The sequence below is a fragment of the Stenotrophomonas sp. YJH_SMC_12-1 genome (assembly GCF_059370935.1).
The window spans coordinates 101,919-124,573 of the sequence record NZ_JCAFUD010000002.1 but is presented as its reverse complement, the minus strand read 5'-3'; the positions used below and the strand labels follow the sequence as shown (position 1 = coordinate 124,573).

The window sequence follows — 22,655 nt, the reverse complement described above, 5'->3', positions numbered from 1 at the left end:
AACCTGGAGCACGCAACCAACCTGGCGCGCGACCACCTGGACCGCGCTCCGCCTCAGCGCCCGCGAACCTCGAACAGCTGCTCCTGCCAGTCCTCCACGCTGCCATCGCGACCGTGCAGGCGCAGGCCCAGCCAATGTCGTCCCGGCGCCAGCGTGCTCGTGTCCAATGAAGCATCGAAGCCCACCGCAGGATGCTGCGGATCGGTGCTGTCCGGCCAGGTCTGGCGCACGTCGAATGCGCGGCCATAGCGCGCATCCCCCATCGAGCGGCCATCGACCAGCACCTCAACCCGTGCCAGGCCGACACCATCCTTGAACGCCCATCCCTTGATCGCCAGCGTGCCAGACACCTTTTCGCCGTTGGAAGGCGTATCCAGCCACGCCATTGCCGGAGTCACGCACGCCCCGGGCGCGCGCTGCGCCGGCAGCCGGAACAGCAGGAAACGCTGGAAGCCATGGTCACTGCTGACCACCCGCGGCGCCGGCAGCGGCCCCACCTGTCCGCAGATGGCGTGATAGCGCGCCAGCAGATCGCGATAACGCTGGTCACTGGGTGAAAGCACCAGCAGCATCGGCGTCGAGCGCTTGCCCTCATGCAGCAGTTCCCACTGCGCCAGCTGCGCGGTGCGCCCATGCTTGTCGTTGAGCGGATGCGGCAGCACTTCGATATCGCCATTGCCGAGCTGGAAGCCCAGCTCGGCGCCAACCTTGAAGTTCCCCGCCAGCACCCGCGTGCCCGCCGGCATCTGCTGCAACTCTTCGCGCACCGTCATCGCCAACGGCTGCCAGCCAGCGAAATTGCGCGGGTAGTACTTGCTGCCTGCCAGCTGCTCACGCAACGCAGGCGTAGAGGCCATCAGGTAATAGCCGAACGCCAGCACCATGCCTGCGCCCGCCAGCCACCAGCCGGTGCGCCGCAGCCAGCGTGGCCAGCCGTTAAGCACCACCGGCACCGCCACCAGCAGGGCCAGATAGCCCGGCAGCGGCCAATGGAAACTGATCCGCTCGACGTCGGTGAAGAAGCCCAGCAGGAAGATGCCCAGCGTGGATACGCCCCCGACCAGGCCGAAGTAGCGCCACTGCACGCGCGTGCCGCCGCCCCTGCGGGTACCGGCCAGCGCCACCTTCCACATCGCCATGCACAGGATCGGGGTGACCAGCATGGGCTGGATCACCAGGAACCACAGCCCGTTCCATTCGAACGTCCAGGGATGGCGCTCGACCACCTGGAACTTCAGGCCGGCGTCGTGGTTGTCCGCGTTCCATGCCAGCAACGGCAGCCACGCCAGCACGCCCACCGCCAGCGCGACCCATACGCGCGGATCGGCCAGCATGCGCCGCCCCTGCGGCAGCGCCAGCAACGCGATGAAGCCAACGCCGATGACACCGATGAAACGGTAGTGACTGAGTGCACCGATCGACAGGCCCAGCGCAAGCTTCATCGCCGACGATGCATCAACGTTGTGCAGCAGCCGCGCACCGGCGTGCAGGCAGATCACCGCGGCCAGTGCCATGGGCACATCCGGCACCGCCAGCAGGCCCAGCGTCGCCGACAACGGCATCAACAGCGTGAGGCTGCCCGCTTGCCAACCGGCCACATTGCCGAACCAGCGCGTGGCCGTGCGCACCACCAGCAACGGCAGCAGCGCGCCGATGGCCAGGAACGGCAGGCGCAACGCGAGCACATGGTGGCCACCGATCTCCACACCCAGGCGCGCCAACCACGCGGTCAGTCCGGGAAGGTCCGAATACGCAGCGGCCAGATGCTGGCCTTCCTGCCAATAGAACGCCTCGTCAACAAACAGTGGCAGCCGCGCAGCCACTACCAGCTTGGCCGCTGTGACCAGCGTCCATAACCAGAGAAATATTGTCCGCGCGCGCTGTTCGCCCTGCATTGCTCTATGGATAATCGAATGGATTCCAGACCTGAGACGATCATGCCAGCCTCGTCCCCCAATCCCAGCATGCTAACCGATCAACTGCGCCAGGCCCTGCGGGAGGCACAGGATCAGGTAAACGCACTGGTGCTGGGCAAGGTGCCGGAAGTCAGGCTGGCTTTCGTCGCCCTGCTTTCCGGTGGCCATCTGCTGATCGAGGATCTGCCCGGCCTGGGCAAGACCACGCTGGCGCATGCGTTGGCCAGCAGCCTGGGCCTCAGTTTCCAGCGCGTGCAGTTCACCTCCGACCTGCTGCCCGCCGATGTACTGGGCGTTTCGGTATACGAGGCCGGCAGCCGCCAGTTCCAGTTCCACCCGGGACCGGTGTTCACCCACGTGCTGCTGGCCGATGAGATCAACCGTGCGCCGCCGCGCACGCAGAGCGCGCTGCTGGAGGCGATGGCCGAACAGCAGGTCACCCTGGATGGGCAGACCCATCCCCTGCCCGATCCGTTCTTCGTGATCGCCACGCAGAACCCGGTGGACCTGTCCGGTACCTTCCCGCTGCCGGATTCGCAGCTGGATCGTTTCCTGCTGCGCCTGGCGATGGGCTACCCCAGTGCGCAGGCCGAACGCGAACTGCTGCGAGGTACAGACCGCCGCGACCTGATCGCACGTGCCGTACCGAAGCTGGATGACACCCAGGTACGCGCGCTGCGTGAAGCCGTCAGCCAGGTCCATGCCAGCGATGCACTGGTGGACTACGTGCAGGCCCTGCTGACCCGCAGCCGCCAGCACGCCGGCGTGCGCGTGGGCCTGTCACCGCGTGCCGGCCTTGCGCTGCTGCGCGCGGCCAGGGCGCATGCACTTCTGCTGGGCCGCGGCCACGTGGTGCCCGAGGACGTGCAGACCCTGTTCGTGGCGGTGGCCGGTCATCGCCTCGTGGCCGAAGCCGAGTCCAGCTCGGGGCCGGCACTGGCACGGGCCATCCTGCAGACCGTTGCGGTGGATTGAGGGTGGCCACGCGCTGGGCACGACTGCAACTGCTGGCACGCCCGCGCAGGCCTGAAGCACTGCCGCAGCGTCTGGACCGCCATCGCATCTACGTGCTGCCCACCCGTTTCGGCCTGTTCGTCGCCGCGCTGCTGGCGGCAATGCTGCTGGGCGCACTGAACTACAACAACAACCCGGCGTTGCTGCTGGCCCTGCTGCTGGCGGCAGCGGCGATCGCCAGCGCCATCGCCGCGCACCTGCAGCTGTCCGGCGTACAGATCGACGCGATCTCCGCCGAGCCGGTTCCTGCCGGGCAACCACTGCGCCTGCGCGTGGACCTGTCACTGCGTGATCCGCGCGCACGCCACGGCCTGCACCTGCAGCTGGGTGACAGCGAAGCCTGGACCTCGCTGCCTGCACACGGCCGCGGTGAAGTGGAGCTGCACGTTCCCAGCGAACGCCGCGGCTGGCTGGAGCTCCCGCGCATCCGCCTCTCCACCACCCAGCCACTGGGCCTGGTGCGGGCATGGTCGTGGGTGTGGCCGGAACAACCGCTGCTGGTCTATCCGCAACCCGAGGCGCTGGCCCCTGCACTGCCGGAAAGCGGCAACGATCCGCTGCATACCCGAGCCCACGCCAGCGGCGAGGAACTGCATCAGCTACGGCCCTATCGTGCGGGCGATGCGCCACGCAGCATTTCCTGGAAGCACTCGGCACGCCGCGACAGCCTGCTGGTGCGCGAGTACGAAAGGCCGGTTGGCATCGAAGTCATCCTCGATTGGCGCACGCTGTCCCCGCTGGGCCATGAAGCACGCATCGCGCGTTTGGCGCGATGGGTCGACATGGCCGAGCGCGAAGGCCGCCGCTACACCCTGCTGCTGCCTGCACACCCGCCATTCGGGCCAGGCCAGGGCGCCATCCACCACCACCTGTGCCTGCGTGCACTGGCATTGATGCCGCATGACTGAGACCACGCCCGCGCTCGACCGCAATGCCCGCAACTGGACCCTGGCCAGCGCGGCGTTGGCGCTGTTGCCGTTGCTGCTGCAGTTGCCGCCCTTGCTGGCGGGCGTGATCGCGGCCGCAGCGCTCATGACTGCGGTCCTGTCGTGGCGGAAGGTGCTGCCCATGCCGGTGCGCCTGCTGCTGGTGCTGGCCATGCTCGGTGCCATCGCCTGGCAGATGGGGATGGTCCGACCTGGGCGCGATACCGGTTGCGCCCTGCTGGCAGCGATGCTGGCGATCAAGTCCAGCGAACTGCGCAGCCGGCGCGATGCCCGCAGCCTGCTCGGGTTCGCGCTGTTTTCCCCGTTTGCGGCGTTCCTGCTCGACCAAGGACCACTGACCACGGTGTTGGCCGCACTGGCGGGGATCAGCGCGCTGCTCGCCCTGCAATGGCTGGCCGGGGATGAAGGCCACGCCGCGCAGCTGCCCTTGCGAGGGCAGCTGCGCGGCGTTGGCCGCCTGCTGGCGATCGGCCTGCCGCTGGCATTGGCCTGCTTCTGGCTGTTCCCGCGCCTGGCCACGCCACTGTGGGGTGTTCCCGAGCGCGCCGTGGGTACGCCGGGGTTGTCCGACAGCATGGAGCCCGGCCAGTGGCTGGACCTGATGGCCGACGACAGCCCGGCGCTGCGCGTGCAGTTCTTCGGCGCGGTACCCGAGCCGATGCAACGCTACTGGCGAGGACCGGTACTGACCGCCTTCGATGGCCGGCGCTGGACACGTGACCGCGCCAGCGAGCGACGGCAGGCGGCCGTGGTCGAGGCCGGCACGCAGGGCTGGGACTACCAGATCGACTACGAACCCACCGACCGGCGCCAGCTGGTGGCACTGGACCTGCCCAGCCGCGCGCCTGCAGGCAGCACGCTGGATGCGGACATGAGCCTGAGCAGCGAGCGGTCACTGGCGTCGCTGAGCCGCTGGCGGTTGCATTCGGCGCCACCACAACGCTTCGACAGCACGCTGTCACCCTATCTGCGACGGGCCGCGCTGCAGTTGCCCAGTGGCTTCAACCCGCGCACCGCCACGTTGGCGCAGCAATGGCGGCAGCAGGCTGGCAGCGATGACGAGGCCATCGTGCGCCGCGCGCTGCAGTGGATCACCACCGACTTCTCGTACACGCTGGACACCCCTGCGGCAGGGCGCGACCCGATCGACGAGTTCCTGTTCGGCTACAAGGCCGGCTTCTGTGAACACTTCAGCTCGGCCTTCGTGGTGTTGATGCGCAACGCCGGCGTCCCGGCACGGGTGGTGACCGGCTTTGCCGGCGGCACCTACAACCGCCTTGGCGACTACTGGATCGTGCGGCGGATGGACGCCCATGCCTGGGCCGAGGTATGGCTGCCGCAGCGCGGCTGGGTACGGGTTGACCCGACCGCAGCCGTGGCACCGGAACGCATCCTGGACACACTGGACGACCGCCTGCAGGCCGGTACGGACACGCCACTGCAGCAACGCTGGCAGCAGCTGGGGCAGATGGGCGACTGGCTGCGCCGCGGCTGGAACGACCTGGTGCTGTCATTCGATGCACGCCGCCAGCAGCAACTGCTCACGCCGTTCGGGCTGGATGATCTGGGCCCCACGCAACTTGTCGCTGGCTTCGTGGTGGCAACGATGCTGGCCTTGGCGTGGATGGCCTGGCTGCTGGCCCGTGGCGAGCGCGAACGCGACCCGCTGCTGCGCGCCTGGCACCGGCTCGGACGGCGCTACGCCCGCCTCGGCCTGGCCCGTGAACCGCACGAAACCGCACAGGACTGGGCCCAGCGGGTGCACCGGCAGCGCCCTGACCCGGCCCTGCTCGCACTCAGCCAGCGTTTCGCCGACGCGCGCTACGCTGGAACTTGCACCGACCTCGCTTCATTATTGCGGGACCTGCGCAGGCATCGCCCGACTTCCGGAGCCTCCCCATGAACACCAAGTTCCTTCTCACCGCTGTGGCCACGCTGGCCCTGTCGGCCTGCGCCACGGCCCCCAAGCCGCTGCAGGGACAGTTCAGCCTGGTCTCCCCCCGCGACTCGGTCGCTACCCAGCAGGTCGGCACGCCGGTCCGTTGGGGCGGTCGCATCATCGAAACCAAGCCCGGCCAGGGCGAGACCTGCTTCCAGATCATCTCGCGCCCGCTCAATGGCAGTGGCCGCCCGAACACCACCTCGTCCGACGCCAGCGACGGCCGCTTCATCGCCTGCCGTGCCGGCTTCTACGACCCGGCCGTGTTCGAAGCCGGTCGTGACGTGACTTTCATCGGCAAGATCGACGGCTACCAGAACACCCGCATCGGCGAGTACGACTACCGCCTGCCCAAGCTGTCGGCCGATGTGATCTACCTGTGGCCGGAACAGCGCCAGGTCGACGTGGTGCCCTACCCCTATGGCCCGTGGGGCCCGGGCCCGTATGGTCCGTACTGGGGCGGCTATGGTCGCTGGGGCTGGTGGTGATCGTCACCGCACAGGCATGACGGAAAAGGCCGCCCTCGGGCGGCCTTTTTCATCCGCGCATGGCGTGGACAGGGGCTTCAACGCCCAGGCGCACCGAAATGCCCCAGCGGCGCACCGGCCAGCAGGTGCATGTGGATATGGAACACGGTCTGCCCGGCATGCTCGCGGCAGTTCATCACGATGCGGTAGCCGTCCTGTGCGAAGCCCTCGCGGCGCGCGTACTCGGCGGCAGCCAGCGCCAGCTTGCCGATCAGGTGCGCCTGCGACGGCTGCAGGTCATCCAGGGTCGGAATGATCTCGTTCTTCGGAATGAACAGCACGTGCACCGGTGCCTGCGGTGCGATGTCCTTGAAGCCCAGCACCTCGTCATCCTCGTAGACGATGGTGGCCGGGATCTCGCGACGGATGATCTTGCTGAAGAGGGTTTCGTTGCTCATGGTCGGCCTCGGCGGGGATGTCATCCGCATTGTAGGCCGGCCGCGCCGGGGGATGCCCGGCCGGCATTCAATCGCGGAATTCGCTGCGCGTTCCGAACGCGTGCGAGAGCGTGCCGCGATCGACGTATTCGAGTTCACCGCCAAGTGGCAGGCCCTGCGCCAAACGGCTCGGCTGCACCTTGCGTGCGCGCGCCAGCTGCGCCAGGTAGTGCGCGGTGGCCTCGCCCTCGACAGTGGCGCTGGTGGCGATGATCAGCTCCTGCACCTCGCCTTCGGCCAACCGTCGCTCCAATTGCTCCAGGCCCAGCTCGCGCGGGCCGATGCCATCGAGCGGCGACAGCCGCCCCTGCAGCACGAAGTAGACACCGCGGAAGCCGGTGGCGTTCTCGATGGCCAGGCGGTCGGCCGGCGATTCGACCACGCACAGCTGGCTGCGCTCGCGGCTGCCGTTGGCACAGGTCGGGCACAGCTCGGTTTCGCTGAAATCGCGGCACTGCACGCAGTGGCCGATTCGCTCCACCGCCAATGCCAGTGTCTCGGCCAGACGCTGGCCACCTTCGCGCTCGCGCTCGAGCAGGTGATAGGCCATGCGCTGCGCAGTCTTCTGGCCGACGCCAGGCAGCACCCGCAATGCGTCGATCAATTGTTCAAGCAGGGGTGCGGACACGGCGGCATGCTTTCATGGCGTCGAGCACGCTCGACAGCTGTCTGTAGAGTCGAGCCATGCTCGACCGAGGGTTGGAGCGGGCACCTGCAGCGGCAGGCGCCCCCTGGGAAATCAGAACGGCAGCTTCATGCCCGGCGGCAGCTGCATGCCGGCGGTGGCCGACCCCATCTTCGACTTCGACTCGGCATCGATCTTGTTCGAGGCATCATTGAAGGCGGCGGCGATCAGGTCTTCCAGCATCTCCGGGTCGCTGGTCAGCGACGGGTCGATGCGCACCTTGCGGCATTCCTTGGCACCGGTCAGGGTCACGCTGACCATGCCGCCGCCGGCGCTGCCGGTCACTTCGATCTTGGCGATTTCTTCCTGGGCCTTCTGCAGGTTTTCCTGCATTTTCTGGGCCTGCTGCATCAGTTGTGCGATGTTTCCGCGCATGGTGTCCTACTCGTCAAAAGAACGGATGGAATCGGAAACAACCCGGGCACCGTGCTGTTGGATCAGCACCTGCACTTCCGGGTCGTCCATGAAAACGGCCTCTGCCACCTGCTGCCGCTCACTACGCTGGCGGTCGGCACGCTGGTGCAGGGTCTCGGCCGGAACGTGTTCGGTTTCCACGGTCTCGACCACGATCTTCGGCGCCTGGCCGAGGGCCTTCTCCAGCATCTCGCCCAGGGCGGCCAGCGCGCGCTCCGAGCGCAGGTATTCAAATCCGGGCGAAAGGCCCAGTTTCAAGGTCCCGTGCTGGCAACTGATGAAGGCAGCGTTGGCGGCCAGCTGCCGCGACGGGCCGCTCAGGCCACTGTTGGCGACCAGATCCAGCCAGTCCTCGGCGCTGGCCAGGTCGCTCACACCTTCCAGCGGCGCGTTCTCCTGCACTGGCGCCGGCTCGACCGGCGCGATGGCAATGCCTTCCGTGCGGAACGGGCGTGCGGGCGGTGCAGGCTCGCTGGGAGCCGCGACGGGAGCCGGCGGCTCATGCCAGGGCGCCACCATGGCAGCTTCCGGCCCAGCCATCTCGGCCGCCAGCGCTTCGTCACGTGCCTCGGCTTCGTCGGTGGCCCACGGCGGCAGGTCGTCGCCCGCTTCCGTTTCAACGGACGGCGGCGCCGCTGCTTCGGCCTTCACCGGCGGCGGTGACACCGGCTCTTCCACCGGAACCGGCTCGGGCTCCGGCGTCGGGTCCGGTTCGGGTTGCGGGGCCGGGTCCGGTTCGGGTTCAGGTTCGCGCGGCGCGGCCTGCACCGGAGCGGCCACCTGCGCCACCACGGCCGGGCTTGCCGAAGCGGCGGCAGTCGCCGGCGTCGCTTCGTGGGTACCCGCACCGGTGCCACCACCGGCAGCATTGCCACCCGGCGCATTGCCTGCCCCCTCCACCGACTTCGGCACCGGCGGGACCGCCGCGGCCGGGCGGAACGCCAGCATGCGCAGCACGGCCATCTCGAAGCCCGCGCGCGGGCTCGGCGCCATCGGCAGGTCACGACGGCCGTTCAAGGCCATCTGGTACCAGAGCTGCACCACTTCCGGGCGCAGGCGCTCGGCGAATGCGGCGGCATCCAGGCCTTCGGCAACGGCCGCACCCGGTACCAGCTGCTGCACCTGGATGCGGTGCAGGCCTTCGGCCAGCGCTTCCAGCACGCCACTCCAGTCCGGCGAGAATTCGGCCAGCGCGGCCACCACCTGCAGCAGGCGCGGGCCATCGCCGTCAGCCAGCGCATCGAGCATCGCCGCCACCTGGGTGCGGTCGACCGTGCCCAGCATGGTGCGTACCACGTCCTCGCGCAGTGCGCCGCCGGCATAGGCAATCGCCTGGTCCAGCAGCGACAGGCCGTCCCGCAGGCTGCCATCAGCGGCCTTGGCCAGCTGCACGATGGCACTGCCGTCGGCCTCGATCTCCTCGGCCGCCAGGATGCGGGTCATCTGGCCCTGGATCTGGTCCTCGTCCAGGCGCTTGAGGTTGAACTGCAGGCAGCGGCTGAGCACAGTGACCGGCAGCTTCTGCGGATCGGTGGTGGCCAGCAGGAACTTCACGTGCTCCGGCGGCTCTTCCAGCGTCTTCAGCAGCGCATTGAACGCCGCCTTGGACAGCATGTGCACTTCGTCGATCAGGTAGACCTTGTACTTGCCACGCGAAGGCATGTACTGCGCGTTCTCGATCACCTCGCGCACGTCGTCCACGCCGGTGTTGGACGCGGCGTCGATTTCCAGCAGGTCGATGTAGCGGCCGGCGTCGATATCCAGGCAGGCTGCACACTGGCCGCAGGGATCGGCACTGGTGCCCTGTTCGCAGTTCAGCGACTTGGCGAAGATGCGCGCGATGGTGGTCTTGCCCACGCCGCGGGTGCCGGTGAACAGGAACGCATGGTGGACCCGGCCGCTGTCCAGTGCGTTGCTGAGCGCACGGACCACGTGTTCCTGGCCCACCAGCTCGGCAAAACGCTTTGGACGCCACTTGCGGGCAAGGACGAGATAGGACATCAGGCCACCGTTTTCCATCGGATGTTCCATTGTGCCATGCCTGTCCAGCCCCCCTCGCCTCCGGCACATCTTTCGCGGGTTCCTGGCCGGGGTGCTTGTGAAGTGCCGCGCAGCCCGCTAGAATCTGCGCCCCTGCTGAGGCGTTTGCCGATGGCAGGGATCCGGAGAGGTGTCCGAGTGGTTGAAGGAGCACGCCTGGAAAGTGTGTAAGCGTCTAAACCGCGCTTCGGGGGTTCGAATCCCCCTCTCTCCGCCAGATAAATGAAGAAGCCGCCCACTGGGCGGCTTTTTTATTTGGCTGGCGGGAAGCGCGCTAGGTACTACCGGACTGAACAGGCCCTGCCGCCTGGGGCAGGTCCAACGGTCCGCCCGCCGACAGCGCGCGATCTGCTGCGAGTCACCTGCGCCGGAGCAGTCCCCGCACGCAGACGCCGACGAACGCCAGCCCCAGCAGCATCCACACGACCGTCATTCCCCACAGCGCACCGAACGTATCCAGGACCGGCTCCAGGCGCGGTTGCGCCGGATCGTACAGCACGCGTACCGGCTGTCCAGGCTCATAGCCGAAGATCATGCCGCCCTGCGGGTAAGAGACGCGTTGGCCGGTCGCGGTGGTGAACGCAATCTGCGGATGCGATCCGCCCGCGTTCAGGCGCTCGACCTGGCCATCGACGGCCTGCGCGATCTGCAGGAACTCAAGGCGATGCGTCACTTCGAAGGCGGCCACGGCAAGGATCAACAGCCCCACCGCGCCAAACAGCAGACCGCGCATGACCTGGGCAGTCCGGGAAAGAGAAGGGTCGGGCATCGCTGGGCAGCTCCGTTGCAGGCAGGAAGACGAATGGGGCCGGCGGATCCTGCCGCGCGGTCAGTCCCACGTGTCGAAAGCATAGCCCAGGAGCCGCCGCGCCCCGCTGCATGCCATCGCGGCCGCATGCGCCTCGCCACTGACGCACCCGCCTGGTGCAGGCGCCTGTGTTCCGCACAGTCATTCGAAGTGGGCGAAATCATCCGTGAGAAGATCGACTCCGCTCCATGTACCTTGGAGCACTTCGGCGCCCCTGCGGCCTCGTCGTGCGATACCCCCTTGAGAAGGACAACGTCTGGACGGTTGAAATGCGCCCGGGCAACGCCAAGGCATTTTCCATGAACCTCCGCCTCTACCGCCCCGCCGATGCCAGCGCCTGCCTGTCGATTTTCGACAGCAACGTGCCCACCTACTTCGCGCCCGAAGAGCGCAGCGACTTTGAGCGCTTCCTGCAAGAACAGGCCATGGACTGTGCATTCCAGGTCATCGAGCGAGATGGCAGCATCGTGGCGTGCGGCGGCCTGTCGCGACGCGGCGACGGCAGTGCCGGTTTCTGCTGGGGCATGGTACAGCGCGCGCTGCACCGGCATGGACTGGGCCGGGAACTGGCGCTGGCACGCCTGCGCCAGGCCGAAGCGGATCCCTCGATCAAGCGCATCACGCTCAGTACCAGCCAGCACACCCAGGGCTTCTATGCTGGCCTGGGCTTCCAGGTGACGCGGATCGTTTCCAATGGCCACGGCGCCGGGATCGATGCCGTGGAGATGGAGCGGAGGGTCTAGCCCTCCGCACCGCCCTGGATCCACGCAGGCGTGGATCCAACGTCGCCCCACTCTCCTCAGAAGCCCACGCGCAGGTTGATCTGCCCGCCCACGTCGCGGCGGCCATCGCCGTGCTGGCCCTGCACGAACATCGACAGCTGGCTGTTGCGGCCGAGGCCCACCGCCACGCCCACCTGACTGACCAGCGCATTGCGTGCCATCACCGCGCTGTAGACGTCGAAGGCATTGCCGCCCACCGCGAAGCGGTTGCGGCTGGCCACATCGGTATCACCCGATGCATGCTGCCAGCCCAGGCCAACCGTCAGCTGCGCCGGAAAGCGCTCGCCGCTGCCCACATCCCAACGGCCGCGCACGCCCACGGTGCTGACATTGAGCGTGTCCTTGCCGCCTTCCAGCACCAGCGCAGCCGTGCCGCCCTGCTCCACCGCACGATCGCTGTCGACCCAGTGCCTGGTGAACTGCACATACGGCTGCAGTTGGGTCCTGCCATGGGTCCAGGTCCAGCTGCCCTCCACCTGCGCGATGGTCACATCCGAATCCTGGCGGCTGTACAGGGTCTGGCCCAGCAGCGGCACCTCACGCGTGGTACGCGTGCGGTAGTCACCGCGCGATACGCTGCCACCGACCGCAAAGCCGTTGTTCCACTGGCCCTGCGCATACAGGCCGAACGTGTTGCCGCGCAGGCGGGCCCGCGAGCTGCGATCGTAGAGGCGGGTATCCAGCCGCTCGTTGCCTGCGGCCGCACCCAGCACCACATGCTCACCCAGCTGCCAGTCCACGCCCGCCATCAGTGCATTGCGGTTGGAGCGGATGTCGTCGCCGTTGCCATCGCCATCCTGCTTGAACACCTTGCCGCTGCCGGCCAGCCAGGCCGAGGCACGCTCGCCACGCACGGTCGGCAGCTCGCTGCCCAGGCGCTGGCGGATGCCCTCTTCCAGGTAGTTGTCATACAGCAACACCGCACGGCTGGCCGCATGCACCTCACCGGACAACTGGTCGAACGCCGCGCGCGCGGTACCTGCGTCATACATCAGCACCGTGTTGTACAGGCCCAGTGCCGAACCACTCTGCGGCAGGCTGTCCAGCGCTGCAGCGGTGTTGAACTGGTTGCGCGTCTTCGCCGCCGTGGTGAATGCCGCGGTCTGTGCCACATCGATCTGCAGGTTGGCCGTGTTCGCGGTGTAGACCGGGGTGATGGTCAGGAAGGCCGACGGCGAGGTCGCCGAAGCGAACTGCCCACTGACGCCACCACCCGCGTTGATCACGGTGTACTGCTGGCCCTGCTGGTAGCTGGTGCTCGGCGAAATGGTGTTCACCTGCACCGTGCTGCCGCCCACATTCGCGCTGCCGCCCACCTGTACCGTATCGCTGCCGGTGGCGCCCAGGTCGATGCCCAGCGTGCTGCCCGGCGACAGATTCAGGTTGCCGCCCACCGTGATCGTGCCGGTACCGTTGCCCGCGCCACTGCCGTTGCCGGGACCATTGCCCGGCGACAACACACCACCGCTGGACACCGTCACGCCGCCGCCGGTGCCACCGATGGTGCCGGTGCCGGACAGCGTGGTACCGCTGCCGATGGTCCACTGGCCACCGATGGTGCCGGTGACATTCAGGCCCCCGCCGGTGACCTGGCCGGTGCCGCTGAAGCCACCGCTGTTACCGCCCAGGTTCAGGCCACCCGGACCGGCCTGCACGATGCTGCCACCACCGCTGATGGTGCCGCCCAGCGTGGTGGTACCGCCGGTGTTGATGACCAGGCCACCGTTGTTGGTGATGTTGCCGGTGATCGATCCGCTGGCACCACCGTTGCCGACCTGCACGGTACCGCCGGCATTGATGGTGGTGCCGCCGGTGTAGGTGTTGTTGCCGGTCAGGGTGACCGTTCCGGTGCCGGCCTGGGTCAGGCCACCACTGCCGCTGATGGTGCCTCCGACGGTGGTGTTGCCGCCCACGTTGAACACCAGGCTGCCGTTGTTGCTGACGTTGCCGGCGATCGCACCGCTGGCGCCGCCATTGCCGACCTGCAACGTGCCGCCGGTGTTGATGGTGGTACCACCGGTATAGGTGTTGTTGCCGGTCAGCACCAGCGTGCCGCTGCCGGCCTGGGTCAGGCCACCGCTGCCGCTGATGGCGCCACCGACCGTGGTATTGCCGGCCACGTTGAACACCAGGTTGCCGTTGTTGGTGACGTTGCCACCGATCGCGCCGGTCGCACCGCCGTTGCCGACCTGCAGCGTGCCGCCTGCATTGATCGTGGTCGGCCCGGTATAGGTGTTGTTGCCGGTCACGGTCAGTGTGCCGCTGCCAGCCTGGGTCAGGCCGCCGCTGCCACTGATGGTGCCGCCCAGCGTGGTGTTGCCGGCTACGTTGGACACCAGCGAACCGTTGTTGGTGATGTCACCGACGATCGAACCCGTCGCGCCGCCATTGCCCAGCTGCAGCGTGCCGCCGGCGTTGATGGTGGTACCCCCGGTGTAGGTGTTGGTGCCGGTCAGCACCAGCGACCCACTGCCCGCCTGGGTCAGGCCACCCGTACCGCTGATGGTGCCGCCCAGCTGCGTGTTGCCGGCCACGTTGGAGATCAACGCGCCATTGTTGGTGATGTCTCCAGCGATGGCGCCGGTTGCCCCGCCGTTGCCGACCTGCAGCGTACCGCCGGTATTGATCGTGGTGCCACCGGTATAGGTGTTGTTGCCGACCAGGGTCAGCACGCCGCTGCCGGCCTGGGTCAGGCCACCGCTGCCGCTGATCGCGCCACCGACCGTGGTGTTGCCGCCCACGTTGAATACCAGGCTGCCGTTGTTGGCAACGTTGCCGGTGATCGCACCGGTCGCACCGCCATTGCCCACCTGCAGGGTGCCACCGGCATTGACGGTGGTGCCGCCGGTATAGGTGTTGTTGCCGGTCAGCACCAGCGTACCGCTGCCGGCCTGGGTCAGGCCGCCACTGCCGCTGATGGTGCCACCGAGCGTGGTGTTGCCGGCCACGTTGGACACCAGCGCGCCGTTGTTTGTGATGTCGCCGACGATCGCACCGGTCGCACCACCGTTGCCGATCTGCAGCGTGCCGCCGGCATTGATGGTGGTCCCTCCGGTGTAGGTGTTGTTGCCGGTCAGCACCAGCGTGCCGCTGCCGGCCTGGGTCAAACCGCCATTGCCACTGACCACCGCACCCACGGTTGCCGTGGTGCCGAGGTTGTAGACCAGGCTGCCATTGTTGGTGATGTCGCCCAGCACCGAACCGGTGCTGCCACCGTTGCCGATCTGCAGGGTGCTGCCACCGTTGATGGTGGTACCGCCGGTATAGGTGTTGTCGCCGCTCAGCGTCAGCGTACCGGTACCTCCCTGCACCAGGCCGCCGGTGCCACTGAGGACGCCAGCGAACACGGTGCTGGCGTTGTTGCCGCCGGTAGTCAGCGTTGCGCCTCCCAGCGCCACCGTGCTGCCGGCCACACCGGCCAGGCCGCCGATGCTCTGGTTGCCACCGGCGCTGATATCCAGCGTGCCAGCACCGGCCAGGTTGACCGTGCTGGCACCGGACAGGCTGCCGCCGGCTGCTACCGCCAGCATGCCGCTGTTGATGGTGGTGGTGCCGGTATAGCTGCTGGCACCGCCCAGGGTGACCGTCGCCGCGCCATCCTTCAGCAGGCCACCGGCACCGCTGATCGGTCCGTTCAAGGTCAGCGCGTTGCTGCCGGCCAGAGTCAGCGTGCCGCTGGCCAGCTGCACGGTGTTGGCCAGAGTCAGCGCACTGGTGCCGTCCAGGCTGGCGTTGCCGCCTACGGTCAGCGCGCCGATGCCCAGCGAACCGCCGTTGCCCAGCAGCAGGCCACCGGCATTGAGGGCCACGCCGCCCGTGAAGACGTTGACGCCCGTCAAGCCCTGGATGCCTGCGCCGTTCTTTACCAGGCCACCGGCCCCTCCGATGGTGCCGGCGAACGTGGTATTGCCCACGCCATTGAGGGTCAGCGTGTTGCCGCCCAGCGCCACTGTCGAACCCGCCACGCCTGCCAGCGAACCGATCGCCTGCGCACCACCTGCGCTGATGTCAAAGGCGGTACCGGCATTGGCCAGGTTCACCGCACCAGTCGCCGCGAGGCTGCCGCCGGCACCGATCGCCAGCGTGCCGGCGTTGATGGTGGTGCCACCGGTGAAGGTGTTGGTGCCGGTCAACGTCTGGGTGCCCGCACCTTCCTTGATCAGGCCACCGGAGCCGGCCACCGAACCACTGAAGGTGCCATTGACAGGGCCTCCGATCGTCAGCGTGTTGGCGCCCAGATTCACTGTACCGCTGCCGATCAGGGTACCGAACTGCTGCGTGCCGCTGCCTGCTGACAGATCGAAGGTCGCCCCCGTGGCCAGGTTGACGGTGCCTGTGGAGGCCAGGCTGGCGCCAGCACCCAGTGCCAGAGTGCCGGCGTTGATGAAAGTACCGCCGGTATAGGTGTTGGCACCATTCAAGGTCAGCGTCGCGGCCCCCTCCTTGGTCAGTGAGCCGGTACCACTGAGCATGCCGTTGAGGGTGAGGTTGTTGCTGCCGAGGACGGTCAACGCGTTGTTGAGGGTGAAGTCGTTGGCGAGGGTGACCGCCGTGTTCGAATCGAGCGTCGCAGCGCCTCCGACCGTCACCGCACCGGTGCCCAACGCAGCATTGTTGCCGACCACCAGGCCACCGGCGTTGAGCGTGACGCCACCGCTGAAGGTGCTGGCACCGTTGAGCGTCTGCACGCCTGCGCCGTTCTTGACCAGGCCGCCGTTGCCACTGATCGCACCGCTGAAGGTGCTGTCCACGGTGCCGCCCAGGGTCAGCGTGCTGCCGCCCAGCGCCACCGTACTGCCGGCGACGCCGGCCAGCGAACCGATGGCCTGGTTGCCCGCCGAAATGTCGAACGTGCCGGCACCGGCCAGGTTCACTGCGCCGGCCGCGGCGAGGCTGCCACCAGCGCCGATCGCCAGCGTGCCGCTGTTGATGGTGGTGCCACCGGTGTAGGTGTTGGCGCCGCTCAGGGTCACCGTGGCCGCACCGTCCTTGATCAGCCCGCCCGTGCCGGAGATCACGCCGCCCAGGGTCAGCGCCTGGCTGCCAAGCAGATCGAGGCTGGCGCCGCCGGCAAGCCCGATGTTGTTGGCCAGGCTGACGCCGGTCGATGCATCCAGCGTCGCGTTGCTTCCGACCGTCAGCGCACCGCTGCCGAGCGCAGCGTTGTTGCCGACCACCAATGCGCCGCCATTGAGCGCGACGCCACCGCTGAACAGGTTGGCGCCGCCCAGCGTGAGGCTGCCGGCGCCGTTCTTGACCAAGCCGCCGGTGCCGGAGATCGCGCCATCGAAGATGCTGTTGCCAACGCCGCCCAGGGTCAGCGTCTGCGCCCCCAGGCTCACCGTCGAGCCCGCCACGCCGTTCAACGCCCCGATGGTCTGGTTGGCGCCAGCGGCGGAGATATCGAAGCCTGTGCCTGCCGCAGTGAGCGTCACCGCACCGGTCGCGGCCAGACTGCCGCCGGGGCCGATCGCCAGGGTACCGGCGTTGATGAACGTGCCGCCGGTGTAGGTGTTGGCACCGGTCAGCGTCTCGATGCCGGCACCGACCTTGGTCAGGCCACCGGTGCCTGCGATCGAGCCGCTGAAGGTGCCATCGGTGGCACCGCCGACCTCGATCGAGTTGGCGCCGAGATTCACCGTACCGTTGCCAACCAGCGTGCCGAACTGCTGCGTGCCGCTGCCGGCCGACAGATCCAGCGTGGCGCCGGTGGCAAGATTGACGGTACCGCTCGCGGCCAGGCTGGCACCGGCGCCCAGCGCCAGCGTGCCCGCATTGATGGTGGTACCGCCGGTATAGGTGTTGGCGCCATTCAAGGTCAGCGTCGCGCTGCCATTCTTGGTCAGGCTGCCGGCCCCGGAAAGGACGCCGTTGAGTGTGAGTGCCTGGGTCCCGAGCACGGTCAGCCCGGCATTGAGCGCAATGTTGTTGGCCAGCGTTGCCAGGCCGGTGGTATCCAGCGTGGCAGCACCACCGACGGTCAATGCGCCCGTGCCCAGCGCTGCGTCATTGCCGAGCACCAGTCCGCCTGCATTGAGCGTCACGCCACCACCGAAGGTATTGGCGCCGGACAAGGTCTGTACGCCCGCGCCCACCTTGACCAGGCCACCACCGCCGCTGATCACGCCATCGAACGCGGCGTTGCCGGCCGTACCGAAGGTGAGCGAATTGCCGCCCAGCGTCAGCGTGCTTCCCCCCGCTCCGTTGAGTGCACCGATGGTCTGGTTGCTGCCGGCGCCGGAGATATCGAAGCCAGCGCCTGCGCCCAGCGTGACATCACCGACTGCGGCGAGATTGCCACCCGTACCCAACGCGAGCGTGCCGGCGTTGATGGTGGTACCGCCGGTGTAGGTGTTGGCACCGGACAGCGTCAGCGTGGTGCCGCCATTCTTGATCAGGCTGCCATTGCCGCCGACCACGCCGGACAGCGTCAGCGCATTGCTGCCGGGCAGCGTGAGTGCGACGCCCGAGCCCAGCGTGACCGCATTGCCGAGTGTCAGTGCAGTGCCCGCATCCAGCGTGGTGCTGGCATTGACCGCCAGCGCACCGGTACCGAGCGCACCATTCGCGCCGACCACCAGGCCACCACCGTTCAAGGTCAGGCCGCCACCGAAGGTATTGGTGTTGTTGAGGGTCAGCAGGCCCGCACCATTCTTGACCAGGCTGCCGTTGCCGCTCAGCACGCCTCCGAATGCAACGTCACTGGTTCCGCCCAGGGCGAGCTGGGTGCCGGCACCGAAGTTCACCGCGTTGGCCAGATTCAATGCCACCGTGCTGTCCAGCGTGGTGGTGCCGCCAATACCCAGTGCACCGGTACCAAGCGCACCTGCATCGCCCAGCACCAACCCGCCCGCGTTGAGCGCAAGGCCACCACTGAACGTGTTTGCACCGGACAGCGTCTGCACGCCCGTGCCGGTCTTGACCAAGCCACCGGTACCACCGATCACACCGGCAAAGCTGCCATTGCTGGCACCGCCAAAGGTCAGCGACTGCGCGCCCAGCGCCAGCTGGCTGCCCGCCACGCCATTCAACGCGCCGATAGTCTGTGCCGCACCGGCGGCGGAGATGTCCAGTGTCGCGCCCGCAACGGCGAGATTCACCGTACCGGCTGCGGCGAGACTGCCGCCTGCGCCCAGCGCCAGCGTGCCGGCGTTGATGGTGGTGCCGCCGTTGTAGGTATTGGCGCCCGACAACGTCAACCGCGCCGTGCCGTCCTTGATCAGCCCACCGGCACCGAATACCGGACCGGCCAGCGTCAGGTCATTGCTGCCCAGCACGGAAAGGTTGGCACCGGCAGCGAGACCGATGTTGTTGCCCAGCGCCAGCGCCGTTGTGGCCTCCAGCGAAGCGTTGCCGCCCACGTCCAGCTGGCCGGCACCCAGCGCCTGCGCATTGCCCAGCTGCAGCAGACCCGCGTTGAGGCCGACGCCCCCGCTGAACGTATTGGCGCCGTTCAACGCCAGCGTCGCCGTACCGTTCTTGACCAGGCTGCCAGTACCACTGATGAGACCGCCCAGCGACACGTTCTGGCTACCCAGCAGATCCAGCGCCGCGCCGGCGCCGAGGTTGAGGTTGTTGGCGAGGTTCAGCGCTACCGAACTGTCCAGCGTGGCATTGGCGCCCACCGACAGCGCACCGGTACCCAGTGCGCCGGCATTGCCCAGCAGCACGCCGCCGCCGTTGACGGTGAGCCCACCACCGAAGCTGTTGGCGCCGTTGAGGGTCAAGGTGGTGGCACCATTCTTCACCAGCCTGCCGGCACCGGACACCACGCCACCCAGCGTGATCGCCTGCGAGCCCGGCAGCGACAGCGCGGCACCCGCGCCCAGGGACACATTGTTGAGCAGGTTCAGCGAGACGCCGCCATCGAGCGAGACGCTGCCGCCAATGCCCAGCGTCCCGGTGCCGAGTGCGCCACTGTTGCCCAGCAGCAGACTGCCGGCGTTTGCGCTCAGTCCACCGCTGGAGGTGTTGGTACCGTTCAAGGTCAGTGTCGACGCGCCATTCTTGACCAGGCTGCCGGTGCCGGTGATGTTGCCGGCCAGGGCCAGGTTCTGGCTGCCCGGCAGGGTCAACGCCGCGCCGAGGTTGATCGCATTGCCCAGGTTCAGCGCAGCAGTGGCGTCCAGCGAACCGTTGCCACTGACGGTCAGCGCACCGCTTCCCAGCGCACCGGCGTTGCCCAGCACCAGGCCACCGGCGGCAAGATTCACCCCACCGCTGAAGGTGCTGGCGCTGGTCAGCGTCTGCACGCCGGTGCCCTGCTTGATCAGGCCACCGGTGCCGCCGATCACGCCGGCGAAGGTCTGGTTGGTGGCATCACCAAAGGTCAGCGTGCTGCTGCCCAGCGACAGGGTGCTGCCAGCCACGCCGGACAACGCACCGATGGTCTGGTTGCCACCCAGCGAGATATCCAGTGCGCTGCCAGCGCCGGCCAGGCTGACCGCGCCGGTCGCCGCCAGGCTGCCACCACTGGCCAATGACACCGTTCCGGCATTCACCGCCAGCCCACCGGTGAACGTGTTCGCGCCGCCCAGCGTCAGCGTGGAGGCGCCGTTCTTGACCAGGCTGCCGCTCCCGCCGATGACACCGCCCAGCGTCAGCGCATTCGAGCCCAGCACATCGAGCGAACCACCGGCGCCAAGCGTGATGCCATTGCCCACGGTGAGGCCGGCGCTGGCGTCGAGCGATACCGCACCGCCGACGTTCAGCGCCCCGGTTCCCAGTGCACCGCCGTTGCCCAGCACCAGGCTGCCGGCATTGAACACCACGCCGCCGTCGAAGGTATTGGCGCCATTGAGCGTCAGCGACGACGCACCGCTCTTGACCAAGCCACCGCCGCCACCGATCACGCCGTTGAACGTGAGCGCCTGTCCGCCAAGCAGATTCAGGCTGGCGCCCGACCCGAGGTTGACCGCGTTGGCCAGTGCAAGCGCCCCCGTGGTTCCATCGAGCGTCACGTTGCCACCGACACTGAGCGCACCGCTGCCCAGCGCAGCAGCGTTGCCCAGCAGCAGGCCACCGGCGTTGAGTGCCACGCCGCCACTGAGGTTGTTCACGCCCGACAAGGTCTGCACGCCGGTGCCCAGCTTGATCAGGCCACCCGTGCCTGCGGCGAACGTACCGCTGTAGCTGGTATCGCCCAGCCCGGCGAGGGTGAGCGTGTGGCTGCCCAGGTTGACCGAGCCGCCGAGGCCCGCAAGCGAACCGATGGTCTGGTTGGCGGCCGCCGACAGGTCCAGGGTGGTACCGACGCCGACCGTGATCGCACCGGTGGGCGACAGGCTGCCGCCCGCGCCCAGCGCCAACGCGCCTCCGGCCAGGTTAAAACTGCCGGTTAGCGCATTGGCGCCGTTCAGGGTGAGAGTGCCGGCGCCGTTCTTGGTCAGGTCGCCGGCACCGGAGATCGAACCGTTCAATGACAACGCATTGCTGCCCAGCAGGTTCAGCGAGCCCCCGCCATTGATCACCAGATTGTTGCCCAGGGTGAAGCCCGACGTCGTATCCAGTGAAGCGCTGCCACCCACGGTCAGGTTGCCGCTGCCCAGTGCACCGGCATTCCCCAGTACCAGGCCGCCGGCATTGAGGTTGACGCCGCCGGAGAACAGGTTTGCGCCGCCGAGAGTAACGATGCCGGTGTTGTTGACCGTCAGCCCGCCAGTACCGGACAGCACGCCACCCAGGCTGAACGCATTGGTCCCCGCGAGTGACAGATTGCCACCAAGGCTGAAAGCGTTGGCCAGATTCAGACCGGCCGTGGAGGAGGCGATGGCACCGCCGTTGGCGGTGAACAGCCCTGTGCCGAAGGAACCGGCATTATTGAAATTGACCAGGCCATCGTTGAGCGTGGTCGTGCCCGCACCAGCCCACGCACCCTGCAGGTTCCAGGTACCGCTGTTGACGGTGAGCCTCTGGAAGTTGATGTACTGGTTCCAGCCCAGCGTGGTCACCACCCCACCGGTACCGCTGCCCGGGCCGGTGGCGCTGTTCTGCAGCACCAGGCTGTTGTTGGACGCCGAACCACCGTCGACGATGCCGGCCGCGGCCAGATTCACCGCAAGCGCGCCGACCTGCCCGGCCACGCCGATACCGGCGGTATTGACGCTGGAACCAGACACGGCGGTGAAGGTGTTCCCGGTGACCGAACTGCCCAGGTTCACACTGCCGTTGATGGTTCCTGCGTTGAGGAAGGTATTGCCGGCCCCCGCCGTGGCCGAACCCTGGAACCCTATGCGGCCGGTAATGGTGCCGGTGTTGTCGAGAGTGGTCTGCGCACCACCGTAGCTGACGATCGATGCCGCATCGGCCGTGGTCAACAGGCCTGCACCAAAAATCGACATGTCCACATTACCGGCGTTGACGATGTTGCTGACACCGCCGGAAGCATTCTGCACCACCAGCGCCTGTCCGCCGAAACCGAAGATGGAGCCGATGTTGACCAGGCCTTTGATCGCCCCGCCTGCCTGATTGTTGACGCTGATGGTGTTTCCACCGACGGTGTTGTTGCCCAGCACCATGCCCGACGCCGCCAGGCTCAGGCCACCGTTGATCGTGGGATCGACCGTGCCCTGGTTGTTCACGGTGATGCCATTACCACTCAAATTCACTGCACTTCCGCCAACGACCGGCAGCACGCTGAGCTCGGCGCCGGTCTGGATATTCAGCGTCACGCCGTTGATGCTGTTGGTCAGCGAATTGGTATTGGAGCCGGTGGCGCAGGTCACCGTCGTACCTGCGGTAGTGCAGGCCGCAAACGCCGATCCGCTGGCCAGTGTGGCGGCCAAAGCCACCGCCAGCTGGTGCGCCCGCAATCGCGGCACCCGCCCTGCGCTGACCGCGCTTCCGCCGGGATTCCGGGCGACCTCCGAAGCAACCTGCATTACCCCAAGGGCACGATTGAAAACCAGACGGTAAATGCGGTTCATCGGTAAATCTCCATGAAAAGACCGGATGGCACAGCTGGCAGGTTTTTTTGGAGACAATGCGGCCCACCCCGGCTCCCGATACGGAAACAAGGTTTGAAGGCATTAACTCCTGAAAATCTTCACATCTTCACGCGGTCGCACCCGGTGACAGGTACGACAGCGTGTCCCTCAAGGCGAAAACTCCCCGGTTTCGCCCGACGAATGGCGGCACTGTGCGACCG

The 22,655-nt window shown here is 67.5% G+C and carries 12 protein-coding genes and 1 tRNA gene; 6 read left to right on the top strand and 7 right to left on the bottom strand.

What is annotated here, in order from left to right; translation table 11 throughout:
- Positions 1-53: 53 nt before the first annotated feature.
- Positions 54-1,895 carry a glycosyltransferase family 39 protein gene (locus AC5P8Y_RS04020; protein WP_111108742.1) on the bottom strand — a complete coding sequence of 614 codons (1,842 nt, stop codon included), beginning with the start codon at positions 1,893-1,895 and terminating at the stop codon, positions 54-56.
- A gap of 42 nt (positions 1,896-1,937) precedes the next feature.
- Between AC5P8Y_RS04020 and AC5P8Y_RS04015 the strand changes: the two genes are divergently transcribed.
- The 4 genes from AC5P8Y_RS04015 to AC5P8Y_RS04000 are packed head-to-tail and all read left to right on the top strand — an operon-like array spanning position 1,938 to position 6,304.
- Complete coding sequence (locus AC5P8Y_RS04015; protein WP_005408304.1) at positions 1,938-2,891, top strand: AAA family ATPase; 954 nt, start codon at positions 1,938-1,940, stop codon at positions 2,889-2,891.
- Positions 2,892-2,893: 2 nt separating this feature from the next.
- Positions 2,894-3,838: a DUF58 domain-containing protein gene (locus AC5P8Y_RS04010; protein WP_109337778.1), complete on the top strand. Its 945-nt coding sequence runs from the start codon at positions 2,894-2,896 to the stop codon at positions 3,836-3,838.
- Positions 3,831-5,780 carry a transglutaminase TgpA family protein gene (locus tag AC5P8Y_RS04005; protein WP_353949659.1) on the top strand — a complete coding sequence of 650 codons (1,950 nt, stop codon included), beginning with the start codon at positions 3,831-3,833 and terminating at the stop codon, positions 5,778-5,780. The genes AC5P8Y_RS04010 and AC5P8Y_RS04005 overlap by 8 nt, the downstream gene beginning before the upstream one ends.
- Positions 5,777-6,304: a Slp family lipoprotein gene (locus AC5P8Y_RS04000; RefSeq protein ID WP_005408301.1), complete on the top strand. Its 528-nt coding sequence runs from the start codon at positions 5,777-5,779 to the stop codon at positions 6,302-6,304. Before AC5P8Y_RS04005 ends, AC5P8Y_RS04000 begins: the two co-directional genes overlap by 4 nt.
- Positions 6,305-6,381: 77 nt before the next feature.
- Here the strand turns inward: AC5P8Y_RS04000 and AC5P8Y_RS03995 are convergent, their stop codons facing one another.
- From AC5P8Y_RS03995 to dnaX, 4 genes are all read right to left on the bottom strand, one after another.
- A complete protein-coding gene (locus AC5P8Y_RS03995; protein WP_005408300.1) occupies positions 6,382-6,741 on the bottom strand; it encodes a histidine triad nucleotide-binding protein in 360 nt (119 codons plus the stop codon).
- 67 nt (positions 6,742-6,808) lie between these two features.
- Positions 6,809-7,408: a recombination mediator RecR gene (gene recR / locus AC5P8Y_RS03990; protein ID WP_005408299.1), complete on the bottom strand. Its 600-nt coding sequence runs from the start codon at positions 7,406-7,408 to the stop codon at positions 6,809-6,811.
- Positions 7,409-7,519: 111 nt separating this feature from the next.
- The gene (locus AC5P8Y_RS03985) at positions 7,520-7,840 is read right to left on the bottom strand and encodes a YbaB/EbfC family nucleoid-associated protein (RefSeq protein WP_005408298.1); all 321 of its coding nucleotides are present in this window, start codon (positions 7,838-7,840) and stop codon (positions 7,520-7,522) included.
- 6 nt (positions 7,841-7,846) lie between these two features.
- A complete protein-coding gene (gene dnaX / locus AC5P8Y_RS03980) occupies positions 7,847-9,880 on the bottom strand; it encodes a DNA polymerase III subunit gamma/tau (RefSeq protein WP_032966003.1) in 2,034 nt (677 codons plus the stop codon).
- A 163-nt stretch (positions 9,881-10,043) separates the two neighbouring features.
- Between dnaX and AC5P8Y_RS03975 the strand changes: the two genes are divergently transcribed.
- Positions 10,044-10,136 (top strand) — tRNA-Ser (locus AC5P8Y_RS03975).
- 141 nt (positions 10,137-10,277) lie between these two features.
- Here the strand turns inward: AC5P8Y_RS03975 and AC5P8Y_RS03970 are convergent.
- Positions 10,278-10,688 carry a DUF3592 domain-containing protein gene (locus AC5P8Y_RS03970; protein WP_223846475.1) on the bottom strand — a complete coding sequence of 137 codons (411 nt, stop codon included), beginning with the start codon at positions 10,686-10,688 and terminating at the stop codon, positions 10,278-10,280.
- Positions 10,689-11,026: 338 nt separating this feature from the next.
- Between AC5P8Y_RS03970 and AC5P8Y_RS03965 the strand changes: the two genes are divergently transcribed.
- On the top strand, positions 11,027-11,470 hold the full coding sequence (locus AC5P8Y_RS03965) for a GNAT family N-acetyltransferase (protein ID WP_033835198.1): 444 nt from the start codon (positions 11,027-11,029) through the stop codon (positions 11,468-11,470).
- 56 nt (positions 11,471-11,526) lie between these two features.
- Here the strand turns inward: AC5P8Y_RS03965 and AC5P8Y_RS03960 are convergent, their stop codons facing one another.
- Positions 11,527-22,434 (bottom strand): autotransporter-associated beta strand repeat-containing protein, encoded by a 10,908-nt coding sequence (locus AC5P8Y_RS03960; protein ID WP_495201841.1) that lies wholly within the window; start codon positions 22,432-22,434, stop codon positions 11,527-11,529.
- Between the last annotated feature and the right edge of the window lie 221 nt (positions 22,435-22,655).

Coding starts and splice junctions, on each gene's coding strand:
- AC5P8Y_RS04005 (WP_353949659.1), top strand. CDS start 3,831: ATGACTGAGACCACGCCCGCGCTCGACCGCAATGCCCGCAACTGGACC.
- AC5P8Y_RS03965 (WP_033835198.1), top strand. CDS start 11,027: ATGAACCTCCGCCTCTACCGCCCCGCCGATGCCAGCGCCTGCCTGTCG.
- AC5P8Y_RS04015 (WP_005408304.1), top strand. CDS start 1,938: ATGCCAGCCTCGTCCCCCAATCCCAGCATGCTAACCGATCAACTGCGC.
- AC5P8Y_RS04000 (WP_005408301.1), top strand. CDS start 5,777: ATGAACACCAAGTTCCTTCTCACCGCTGTGGCCACGCTGGCCCTGTCG.
- AC5P8Y_RS03985 (WP_005408298.1), bottom strand. CDS start 7,840: ATGCGCGGAAACATCGCACAACTGATGCAGCAGGCCCAGAAAATGCAG.
- AC5P8Y_RS03960 (WP_495201841.1), bottom strand. CDS start 22,434: ATGAACCGCATTTACCGTCTGGTTTTCAATCGTGCCCTTGGGGTAATG.
- AC5P8Y_RS03995 (WP_005408300.1), bottom strand. CDS start 6,741: ATGAGCAACGAAACCCTCTTCAGCAAGATCATCCGTCGCGAGATCCCG.
- AC5P8Y_RS03970 (WP_223846475.1), bottom strand. CDS start 10,688: ATGCCCGACCCTTCTCTTTCCCGGACTGCCCAGGTCATGCGCGGTCTG.
- dnaX (WP_032966003.1), bottom strand. CDS start 9,880: ATGTCCTATCTCGTCCTTGCCCGCAAGTGGCGTCCAAAGCGTTTTGCC.
- AC5P8Y_RS04020 (WP_111108742.1), bottom strand. CDS start 1,895: ATGCAGGGCGAACAGCGCGCGCGGACAATATTTCTCTGGTTATGGACG.